Raw genomic sequence first — 10385 nt, forward strand, 5'->3', positions numbered from 1 at the left:
CAGCGCGCTGTCGCGGAGGGCGATGTGCCCGTGGAGCGGTTGCGGCAATGGGTGATTCTCGCCGACCTCACGGTTTCTGATGGCTTCTCTCGCACACCTGACGGCATAGGCGTGGATCGGATCCTCGAAGTAGCCGACGGGTTCATCGGATTGGGTCGACGAAACGCTGCTCCCCGATCCTCGCCCCAGCCGCATAGACGAACAGCGGCAGTACGAGCGGGGCAGCATGTGGCCGCGGTGACGAACGGCCCGGCCCAGGGCAGATCGGGTTCGGCGGCGCGCGACTGCATGGGCGTGCCGGTGAACAGGTGGACCGTCTTGTCGGCGCGCATCTTGAACAGCCTCTGGCTGGTTTCGTTGGTCTCGATGACGTGGTGCCGGGGTCGTCGTCGATAACTTCCCACCCCGTGATGGGGACATCGCTGATGATGGGGCCGCCGGTGGCGCGCAGGATGGTACCGCCCGACCGCATTTGGTACAGGGACGTGAAGCTGGCGGCGATATCGATGGTGGCGGGGTTCGCGTCGATGACCACCCACCCGTCGAGGAGGTCATGGTGGCGGAGAATCGTTCCGTCGCGGCGTAATTGGATCACTCCCAGGTCATCCTGGACGATCTTGACGGTGGTCGGATTCTGGTCGAGGACCCCCCAGTTCGCTCCGTCGTAGCTGTAGACGCTGCCATCGGCGTGGCGCTGGAACAGCACCGGTGCGGTATCGCCTTCTCCGTTCCCGCCGATGCCGGTGAGGTCGACGGTCGCCGGATTCTCGTCGATCTGCTCCCAAAAACCACCCCCGTCGGATCCACTGAACAGAAAGGGCTTGCGCAGTAGAGTGCCGTCATCGTCGAGCCGACACAGGTCGTTAGGCATCCCGAAGATCCGGACCGGGTGCTCGAGGACGATCACATTGATCCAGTCGAAGGGTGGGCCGCCCTCAAGAAACCAAATCGACCCGTCATCGCGCAACTGAAAGCATGTCAGATGCGCACTGGCCAGCTGAATGGTGCGCGGATCATTCCCGATCAACGTCCAGTCGGTCAGCATTCTCCCAGCTTATTCCCCCGCTATCGGCCACCGTTGTGAATTGTCCGGGTCCCGACGAACCACGGGGCCATCGCACAGTTCCCCGAACACGCAGGTGGCCGATACGAAGGGGCATCCGGGTCGCACTCTGCGCTTCCGCAGATAGCGAGCCACTTATCTGCGGTGGCGGCATTGGCGCTGGATTTCGGGTGGATGTATCACTGAGCCATTTTCATCCCTGGTGGATGGCGTTGTGGCAGTTGCTGTTTGGTGCGGCGTGTCGGGTGATCGATAGGTGAAGCCCCTGGTAGATCGGGATTGCTGAGATCACCGTCCGACCAGGGGCTTCTGTGTTGTTCTACCGTTCCGCGCTGTCGTTGTCACGCCGGACCCTCCACTTCGTCGCGCGGCTGATCCGCCGGCACCGCCGCTCGATCGGTTCGGCCTGGCGCAAGCTCGACCCGTCCCGCCAGGCCCTGCTCGTGCTGGCTCACCTGCGTAAAGGTGAGACTTTCGGCGACCTCGGGGCAGGATTCGAGGTGTCGACGACCACCGCGTGGCGCTATGTCGCCGAGACCGTGGAGTTGCTCGCGGCAGAAGCGCCGACGCTGCGAGCAGCCTTGCGGCAGGCCAGGATCGACGGACACGCCTACCTGATTCTCGACAGCACGCTGATCCCGATCGACCGGGTGGCCGCGGACCGGCCCTACTACTCGGGCAAGCACCGCAGGCACGGGATGAACATCCAGGTCATCGCCACACCCGACGGAGATATCGTGTGGGTGTCGGGCGCGTTGCCTGGCAGCGTGCACGACAGCAAGGCCGCGTGGATCTGGCAGATCCTGCGCGAACTCGAGCGCTGTGGGCTGATCGTGTTGGCGGACAAGGGATATCACGGCGTCGGTGGGTTGCTCACGCCGTACAAGGGGCGCGGCAAACCGGCATCGCAGAAGAACGCCAACCGTGCGCACGCGCGGCTGCGAGGCCGCGGCGAACGCGCCAACGCGCAGCTGAAGACCTGGAAGGTACTGCACAAACTACGCTGCTGCCCGCACAAGGCCGGTCCCCTGGCCAAGGCCATCCACGTCCTGCAGGACCTCGAGATTCAGTCCGCACAAGGATGAAAGAGGCTCACTACACCCGGCTCGAATTAGCGGCAGCACAAGCGCTTTCCACTGCCGCTAACCTGTGCGAAAGGTCTACAGGTCGACGTACTCGCGCGAGGAACCCACCACCGCCGGGCGTTGGTCGCCCGGGTACAGCTTCAGCGACGGGAACCGCGCGTCGATCTCGCTGCGCGACAACGGATCCGACACCGGCGCCAGACTGAACACGCCCGGCAAATCCTCCCACGCGGCCGCCGGATCCAGCGCCCGCACCCGCGCGACCTGGCCATCGACCACGTACACCACCGCCCGCAGACCGGCACGCCGCCACGACGGCACCGGGCCACGCAGAGACGACAGCCGCCGGTCAGCCTCCCACAATGGATCCGCCGACCCGGCGAATCCCTCGAGCAGCGCGCGCTGTGTCCGGGTTTTCCGGTACACCACCATCACATGCGGGCCCACGTTGTGCGCCGCGGCCGCCAGGTCCGCGACGAGATCTTCCAGGGGTGTCAGACCCAGCTCAGGGAACGCGATCCGCACCCATTCGTACGGCGCGAACACCGCCCGCTGCGCGCCGCGGAACATCACCACCGTGTGAATCCCGGCCTCGAGATCGTCGATGTCCTCGGCGACGTTCACCCCGCGCATCCGTCGAAGCCCGCTCGCGCACACTCGAATCCGCCACCGCGAGACGCGGATTCACCGCTTGGGCCTCGCGCCACCTCCCCGGCGACAACATCATCGCCGTCGGCACCGTGCCGAACCGATTCACCTGCACGAACTTGTCGTCAGCCGCATGTTTCCAGGTCGCGGACCAGTCATCACGCAACGTCTCGGTCTCCACGACCAACAAATCCGAATCCACACTCGAAACTCTACAATTCCTACATTTCGAGGGCCGGAATGCCGGACACCCCCCGACAACGGGGCGGGCCCGGCACAGATCCCGCACGCCACGATGAACAACCAGGACACCCATGCAGAGCCGTCTGCTGATCGGATAACTCGACAAAAAGTCACCGATTTCTCGGAATTAGCTGCGTGATCGAGATCGTCGTGCAGTCTGCCGGCGGGAACCGGCCCGGCCGGTCGGTGAACCGTAATGGGGTGACATGACCGATCCGAAGGGATCGACCGCGCATGAGCTGCTCGCGCAGGTCCTCGCGCGCTACGGCAGCATTGACGTCTTCATCGCCCGCCTGCGCGTTCTGCCGGCTACGCCCACAGCCGCTAACCGTGACTCTTCTCGTCACTGGCCCTCATGGGCCGAGGGTGAGCGGTGCCGCGGTGGCGGTGCCGGTGGCGAGGGTGGCGGTGGCCAGGGTGGTGGCCAGGATTGTCGAGACTCGATGTGTCAGGGTGGATTTCATCGGCCGGGCTCCTTGACGGTTCTACGTTGGCAAATTCTAAAAGGCACGTGTTCAGAACTGTGCCGTGAATTCTGGGGCATGGGCCGGGTGAAAGGTGTGGAAACGACTGCGCCGCTGACCTGTTCGGGGGCGGCGGTACAGGCGACCGGTGAGTAGGCCCGTGGGGTCCATCTGCGCGAAATCTGGCGGTAGCCAACGGGATAGCGCTCTGACCCGGTATGTTTCTAGCGGCCGACCAAATCTGCGAAATCTGGCGTTAGCGCGCTATCGCGTGTAGCCGCACACTAGGTGCGGTAACTCGGATGCCGACCTGGGTGGATGCTTCGCCTGGGTGGAACCCTCTCGGGAAACTATCTGCGGTAGCTACCTAACGCCGGATCTCGGGCCTGTGGACCTCACGGGCCATCCAGATAGCGGCGGGCAGCGGCAAGGCGCGGTGGCCGGGCGATGTCGCTGCCCGGGGTGGTTCATGATTGCGGCTGGTCGGCGCTGGCGCTTACGGCTTTGCGCATCTGCGCGTCGGCGAGGTCTGCGGTGGTGGCGGGGTTGATCACCAGCAATCGAAGGTGCCGATCGTGTGGGCCGAAGACATCCATCACCTGGGGTGGCTGGTCCGGAAGCGGTCCGGTGACCTCGATCCCGTCGGGAGCGTCGATGCGGCGTTGGGACAGGCTCAGCGCATTCCAGTCGAAGCTGATCCGGGCGGTCGGGCCCAGTCTCGGGGTGAGGGCGGTGACCAGGTCATGCAGTTCGCTGGTGAGGTTGTCGGTTCTGGGCCACCAGGCGCCGTCTACGCCGCCGGATTCCTCGTCACGCTCGCGCAGCAGCAGCCGCGGTGTGCGGGTCGGCGTGTCGAATGGTTGCCCACCGTCTGCGCCGGCCTGGAATCGGCCCAGGCCGCGGTCGGCGGCGGCACCCCTTCTGTCCTGCGGTGGGTTGTGTGTCAAATCAGGCCTCCGGTAAGGGCCGGGGATCCGGCGGCCGATGCGCGTCGGTTTGCCAGGTCCATCGGCGCGGGGTGACCGCCTTCGTCGTCCCAGCGGCGCAACGCGGCCTCGTTCTGGGTGTGATCGAGGCTGCTCCTGGTGTGGGCGGGCCATGAGTTCGTCGTCGGTGAGTTCATTGCCCGGTAGGGATGGAGTGTGTGGGCGGGCAGATGCCGGTATCCATCCAGGCGAACCGAACGCCCGCCGATCATCCCCCGCCTCCGGGCCGACTGCTAGGCGTCGATGTTGTACATGATTCGGTCGATGCTGCCTGCCCGCCGACCCAGCAGCGCCTCCAGGCCGGACAGTTCGGCGACCAAGTCGCTCGTGCAGGGCCACCAGGCCCCATCCACCGCCCCCGGGCGGGGTGCTCGCGGTGTCGGTAACCGCCGTGACGACGGCGGCGCGGGCCGCTGCGGAGGGCAAAGCGAGAAGAGCGGTCCAGCAGGATCGGCTCGTGTTGTCGCGTCATCACGACGCTCCTGACCGGGGCCGCGTGGCGGCTCCTGTTCATTCGCCAGGCGACGCACGGGTGGTCTCGTACGAAAAGCCCCCGGCATCCTCATCCTACCCACCGGGTACATACCGACCCGATGTGCACGCATGCACAGTGACCTGCGCTCTTACCCAGTCGTCATGGTCGGTGTCGGCGGTGTTGTGGTCGCCGGTGCTGCCGTTCATGGTAGATGGGGAGGACACTCGAGAGATGGAAGGCGACAATCGTCGGTGCCCGCGCCTGTTCGGTGACCTCGCCGAACCGACCGCCCCCGGCGCACAGCCGGATGCCACCACGATCTGCTGCCGGTGTTCGGCAGGGGCCGGTGCTGGTCAGTGACCCTGACCGCCCGCGCGTGGGATCTCGGGTACGTGGCCGGCTGGCGGCTGGTGCGGGCCCTGCCGCAGCGGTGGGCGATGCGATCGTTCGAGGTCGCGGCCGACCGCGCGGCCCGGGGAGGTGGACCGGTTCAGCTTCGCCGAAATCTGGCCCGGGTGCTGTCCACCGCCCCGGCGCAGGTGCCCGACGAAATTGTGCGCGCGAGCCTGCGCTCCTACGCCCGCTACTGGTGCGAAGCGTTCCGGCTGCCGTCGATGGATCCGGTGTGGCTGGCCGCGATCGTCGAAACCGCGGCCACCGGGCTCGAACACGTCCACGAGGCGGTCGAGCGCGGGCGCGGGGCAGTGCTGGCGCTGCCGCACAGCGGCAATTGGGATCTGGCGGGAGTGTGGCTGGTACAGCGGGTCGGCATACCGACCGTCGTCGCCGAGCGGCTGCAACCGGAATCGTTGTTCCGGCGCTTCGTCCGGTTCCGTGAGCGCCTGGGATTCGAGATCGTCCCGCTCACCGGCGGCGCCGCACCGCCGTTCGCGCAGCTGACCGCGCGGCTGCGGCAGGGACGGATCGTCGGGCTGCTCGCTGACCGCGACCTGACCGGCGCGGGTGTGCCGGTCACTTTTTTCGGCGAACCGGCCCGCATGCCGGCCGGTCCGGCCCGCCTGGCGATCGACACCGGTGCGCCGCTGCTGCCGGTGCACTGCTGGTTCACCCCCGACGGCTGGGGATTCCACGTGGGCGCTGCGATCGACACTGCCGGCGGCGTGCAGCCCACGACTCAGACCCTGGCCGACCGGTTCGCCGCCGCAATCGCCGCGCACCCCGCCGACTGGCACATGCTGCAACCGCTGTGGACCGCCGACCAGCTCATCCGCGAGCAGGCGCGTAGTAATCAGCACCACTGATCCGGCCCAACCGTCCATCAGCGCGCAGACCTGTCCCCGATCCCGCGGACGCTGCCTGCACCGGATCCTCAAGCGGGCTTATCAGGCCGAGCAAGCCGCACGCTGTGTGGAACGGGCCCGCCGCTTCCACCGCGACAGACCGGTGGTGAGCGCGTACTTTCCCGAGCTGCCCGACGACGAGGACTTCCACGCCGCCTGCGATGCGGGGCGCGAATGGGACGGGCACTGGTTCTCCCGCCGCGACCCGGTCGAAGCCTGGCCCGACGTCCACGGCCTCCGATAGCCGCCAGGACTCGTGCCGCGAAGCGAACTCCGCCAGCACGCACTGGACGGGGAACCGCCCCTGCCGCCGACTCCCCGTCGCCCGTGGGCATTGAAGGTCAACGCCAGGCCACGTCCGAGCCAATTCCCCGGACCTACACCCCAAGATCGAATCCGGCCGGCGCGTTCATCAACTAGTTCGTGCCGTGGGTGCTCGGGGCGGGCGCGCGGAGCTGCTCGGTGTGGGCGGCGAGCAGGACGCGGTCGTCGACGCCGAATTTGCGCATCAACCGCGTGAGGTAGCCGTGGACGGTGGCCCCGGTCAACAACAGCCGCTCGGCGATCTGCTGGTCGATCAGGGCATTCCGTCGCAGTGGCAGCTTTCTCGTCGTCGAGGGCTTCGGTGTAGGCCAGACGTGAATGGTCGTCGAGGGCGGTGTGCAGGTAGGTGTAGCCGACCCGGCCTGTCCCGGTCCCAGATCGCGACGGCCTTCCCGGTGAGTTCCGCACGGTTCCAGTGTCTCCGGGTGCGGGTGCGGTTGCATCGTCGGCGCACACAAATTCTCGGCCTGGCCGAATGAACCGTTCGTGGCGCCGGTTCGATATGCTCACCGCGTTATGCGGCACCCCTGGAAACGACTTGCCGCCTGGTTCATCGACTGCTTGCTCATCTTGCTCTTCGCCGGGCTGATCGCCGCGGTCTGCGTCCCGCTCTATCTCGCCGGAGTCACCGGTGCCATGCCCCAGCCGGTGGGTAATGCCGTCTCCGCGCTGGTGCTCGTCGTCCCCGCCGTCCTCGTGCTCGCCGCTCTCGAAGCCGGCCACAAGGCCGCAACGATCGGCAAGCTGGCCATGAAGCTCCACCTGACCGACTCGGACGGGACCCAGGTCACCTATCCTCGCGCGCTCGCACGGAACACGATGAAGTTCGGGGCACCCTGGCTGATCGCACATGCCGCGGTCTACGCCCTCGCGAGTTCCTCTGCCCAGGGCGTGATTCCGGGATGGATATGGCCCCTGCTCGCGCTCGCCTATGCGATCCCGATCGTCTGGATCCTGTCGCTGTTCGTCGGCACCGGCCGCACCCCCTACGACCGCCTGACGCACACGACAGTCAGCGCCACGCCGGACATATAACCGAGCGGTGACGTCCCTGACACACCTCGGCGAGTCCGGCGCGAGCCTGCTCGAACTGATGGCCAAGTCGCGGCACCGCAAGGCCGAGAACCTACGCCGCTACTTCAAACCTTCTCCCCAAGCGATGCGCGAACTGACCAGCCTCATCGGGCCCGGCGCTTCCTGCACCCACTGACCAGCGGCTACCCCATATCCGCCCGAAATTCGGCCGATACTACGGCGACCCCTTCTTCGAGGAGGCCGAAACCTCGCCCGCGCGGAACAGCTCTAGAGGCCCTCGCGCTGGCCAAGGACCGCCGTCGCGACATCTTGGTACACCCGCCCGTAGCCGATGAGCACTCTTCCGCCCACGACGTCGCGCACGTCACCGTCGAGGGTGAGAGGACTGGGCGTGTCGAGGTCGCGAGACGGTGCCGGCCTGCGGCCGAATGCATGAGAAAAGTCCGACGAGGATTGTTGGATAGCCCGACTTCTCAACACGTTTTCCGGACGCGCCGAAGCTGTTGCTGTGCTGCAGATTTGTCGATTTTCGAAGCCGCGTTCAGTAAATGTGCGGAGTGCTCTTCAGCAGGGCCAACGCCTTGCTTCTGGCACTAGCTGCTCGGTAGGAGGTAGGCAAACGCACTGAAATGCCGAATGCCGCGCAACGGAGCAGGTCAAGTACTGGCCCACCAGCCGATAGGTTTGTCGTCTTCGTCGTAGACGTTGCCGTACCCCCATGCGCAGTCGTGCTCGGTCGCCCACCCGTCGATCACATCTTCGATCGCAGCGAAACCGGCCGTGACGGGGACCGTGATCACGATGAATCGGCGGTCGGGCGGCATCTCGACGACTCCGCCGAGCCGATCGAATCCCGCAGTGAGCGTGCTGATCTCGGAATCGGAGGGCGGGCCACCCCTCGGGTAGGCCCTCACGCAAAGATTCCCCCCACGCCGCAGTACCTCGAAACCGCCGTCGTCGAACACCCGAAGGTGGTCTCCGGCGGCAAAATCGTAGGTCAGACCGGGGCTGCCGAGAATCTCGTAGTCATTGTGCTCCAGGAGCTTTGCGGGCAGTACCTCGTATACAGGTTCGTCGGCAGCGCCGATCCCGGCAATCACCCGGACGTGGGTATGGCCGCGGGAACTCCGGTCGTCCGACACATAGGGATTGTGTCATCACACTCCCGCCGCACCCAGACCACCCCCGAGCCGCCCCGGGCGTCCGCTACTGCCGAGCCCCGGATGCTCGACGAGCATGCATCCAGGAACGCAAATGCCCGAAATGCCGTGCCTCATTGCATTCTGGTGAAGCTCGAGGAGGCGGCGTCGAGCGCGAGTATCCGGAAATGCCGCTGATCGCTCGCCCCGCAGTCGCCGACCAGTGTCGGGAAACGATGGTGGGTTCAAGGGATCGCTGCATCACCACGTGGATGATCATGTCAGCGTGGAGGTGTGGGTGCGGGACTACGGAATGTCGGCTGCTCGCCAGGACGAGTTGTGGCGCCGGTGGCGGGCTGGCGAATCGTTCAGTGCGATAGCTCGATCCCTCGAGATGCCGCTGCAACACGTCCGGCGGTTCCTCTTGCAGACCGGAGGAGTCCGCAGGCCACCCTCACGGCGACGCATCCAATACTTGACGATGGCCGAGCGAGAAGAGATATCTCGCGGCCTGGCACGGGGTCGGTCTGCCCGGGAGATCGCCGCATCTCTGGGCCGTTCGCCCTCGACTATCGCATGAGAGATAGCGCGCAACGGCGGACGAACTGCCTATCGGGCGGCCATGGCTGATCATCAGGCCTATCAGCGCGCGCGACGTCCGAAACCTGCCAAGCTGGCCCGCAATCCGCTGCTGAGAGTCCTTGTCGAGGACAAGCTTGCGGTCTGCTGGTCGCCCGAGCAGATCGCTGGTTGGCTGCGCCGCCAGTTCCCTGACGACGAATCGGTACAGGTCTCGCATGAGGCGATCTATCTGACCTTGTTCGATCCTCGGCGAAAGGCGATCGAGCGAACCCTGTCACGCAAACTCCGTACCGGCCGGCTGATGAGACATCCGAAACGAGCGCGCCGTCCCGACGCGGGCGCGGAGTCATCAGCGACCTGGTGCCGATCAGCGAACGCCCGATCGAAGTCGAGGACCGACAGATCGCCGGCCACTGGGAGGGTGACCTGGTGATGGGTTCCCGACCGTCCGCCATCGCCACCCTCGTGGAACGAACCAGCCGATTCACCGCGCTGGTAGCGCTTCCTGAGGGCATCGAAGCCCACCAGGTCACCCCGCACCTGACGAAATATCTGCTCAGCCTGCCCGCGCTAATGCGCCGAACCCTGACCTGGGACCGCGGCCGGGAAATCGCCGGCCACAAGGCCATCACCGCGGCGACAGGCACACCGATCTACCTGTGCAAACCTCGAAGCCCGTGGCAACGCGGCACCAACGAGAACACCAATCGCCTACTGCGCCAATACCTGCCGAAGAATGCCGACCTGCGCCGCTGGAGCCAAAGCGACCTCGACACCATCGCCCACGAACTCAACCACCGCCCCCGCAAGATCCACGGCTACCGCAGTCCCGCCGAGGTCTACGCTGACCACCTGAACAGCAGTGACGCACTGACCGTTTGAGCCCGCCATCGTCTGCCGACAAACCCGACACTCTCACCGAAACCCGCCCGAATCGCGTCGGACTGCCGTGTCGGAAATCAACGCCGGAAAACCCTGCCGTCGAGTAATTTTCGACATATGTTGATCGGCTACGCCCGGGTCTCCACCCCCGACCAGAA

The 10385-nt window shown here is 66.0% G+C and carries 11 protein-coding genes and 1 pseudogene; 6 read left to right on the plus strand and 6 right to left on the minus strand.

Features of this window, described 5'->3' with window-relative positions; all coding sequences use genetic code 11:
* Positions 1-142: 142 nt before the first annotated feature.
* On the minus strand, positions 143-1045 hold the full coding sequence (locus AB0L60_RS38665; protein WP_364624769.1) for a hypothetical protein: 903 nt from the start codon (positions 1043-1045) through the stop codon (positions 143-145).
* A gap of 329 nt (positions 1046-1374) precedes the next feature.
* Here AB0L60_RS38665 and AB0L60_RS38670 point away from each other — a divergent pair, with 329 nt between their 5' ends.
* On the plus strand, positions 1375-2148 hold the full coding sequence (locus tag AB0L60_RS38670) for a transposase family protein (RefSeq protein ID WP_364624771.1): 774 nt from the start codon (positions 1375-1377) through the stop codon (positions 2146-2148).
* A 75-nt stretch (positions 2149-2223) separates the two neighbouring features.
* Here the strand turns inward: AB0L60_RS38670 and AB0L60_RS38675 are convergent, their stop codons facing one another.
* The 3 genes from AB0L60_RS38675 to AB0L60_RS38685 all read right to left on the minus strand — a co-directional run bounded on the left by AB0L60_RS38675 (position 2224) and on the right by AB0L60_RS38685 (position 5094).
* Complete coding sequence (locus AB0L60_RS38675) at positions 2224-2772, minus strand: hypothetical protein (RefSeq protein ID WP_364624773.1); 549 nt, start codon at positions 2770-2772, stop codon at positions 2224-2226.
* Between the two features lie 1198 nt (positions 2773-3970).
* Positions 3971-4450, minus strand: a complete 480-nt coding sequence (locus AB0L60_RS38680; RefSeq protein WP_364624775.1) for a DUF5994 family protein — start codon at positions 4448-4450, stop codon at positions 3971-3973.
* Between the two features lie 272 nt (positions 4451-4722).
* The gene (locus AB0L60_RS38685) at positions 4723-5094 is read right to left on the minus strand and encodes a DUF5994 family protein (RefSeq protein ID WP_364624777.1); all 372 of its coding nucleotides are present in this window, start codon (positions 5092-5094) and stop codon (positions 4723-4725) included.
* Between the two features lie 226 nt (positions 5095-5320).
* On the opposite strand from AB0L60_RS38685, the gene AB0L60_RS38690 reads away from it, so the two are divergent.
* Both AB0L60_RS38690 and AB0L60_RS38695 read left to right on the plus strand, forming a co-directional pair.
* Positions 5321-6226 (plus strand): phosphatidylinositol mannoside acyltransferase, encoded by a 906-nt coding sequence (locus AB0L60_RS38690; RefSeq protein WP_364624779.1) that lies wholly within the window; start codon positions 5321-5323, stop codon positions 6224-6226.
* A 145-nt stretch (positions 6227-6371) separates the two neighbouring features.
* Positions 6372-6509, plus strand: a complete 138-nt coding sequence (locus AB0L60_RS38695; RefSeq protein ID WP_364624781.1) for a hypothetical protein — start codon at positions 6372-6374, stop codon at positions 6507-6509.
* Between the two features lie 172 nt (positions 6510-6681).
* On the opposite strand, the gene AB0L60_RS38700 is transcribed toward AB0L60_RS38695, so the two are convergent.
* On the minus strand, positions 6682-6867 hold the full coding sequence (locus AB0L60_RS38700) for a LuxR C-terminal-related transcriptional regulator (RefSeq protein WP_364624797.1): 186 nt from the start codon (positions 6865-6867) through the stop codon (positions 6682-6684).
* Between the two features lie 238 nt (positions 6868-7105).
* Between AB0L60_RS38700 and AB0L60_RS38705 the strand changes: the two genes are divergently transcribed.
* Together AB0L60_RS38705 and AB0L60_RS38710 are read left to right on the plus strand one after the other, a co-directional pair.
* On the plus strand, positions 7106-7624 hold the full coding sequence (locus tag AB0L60_RS38705; RefSeq protein ID WP_364624783.1) for an RDD family protein: 519 nt from the start codon (positions 7106-7108) through the stop codon (positions 7622-7624).
* Between the two features lie 7 nt (positions 7625-7631).
* The gene (locus AB0L60_RS38710; protein WP_364624785.1) at positions 7632-7799 is read left to right on the plus strand and encodes a hypothetical protein; all 168 of its coding nucleotides are present in this window, start codon (positions 7632-7634) and stop codon (positions 7797-7799) included.
* 481 nt (positions 7800-8280) lie between these two features.
* Here the strand turns inward: AB0L60_RS38710 and AB0L60_RS38715 are convergent, their stop codons facing one another.
* On the minus strand, positions 8281-8766 hold the full coding sequence (locus tag AB0L60_RS38715) for a DUF4265 domain-containing protein (protein ID WP_364624787.1): 486 nt from the start codon (positions 8764-8766) through the stop codon (positions 8281-8283).
* Between the two features lie 478 nt (positions 8767-9244).
* Here AB0L60_RS38715 and AB0L60_RS38720 point away from each other — a divergent pair.
* Positions 9245-10227, plus strand: a pseudogene (locus tag AB0L60_RS38720) (IS30 family transposase).
* Positions 10228-10385 lie beyond the last annotated feature (158 nt).

This window comes from Nocardia sp. NPDC051981, from assembly GCF_040680715.1.
GTDB lineage: Bacteria > Actinomycetota > Actinomycetes > Mycobacteriales > Mycobacteriaceae > Nocardia.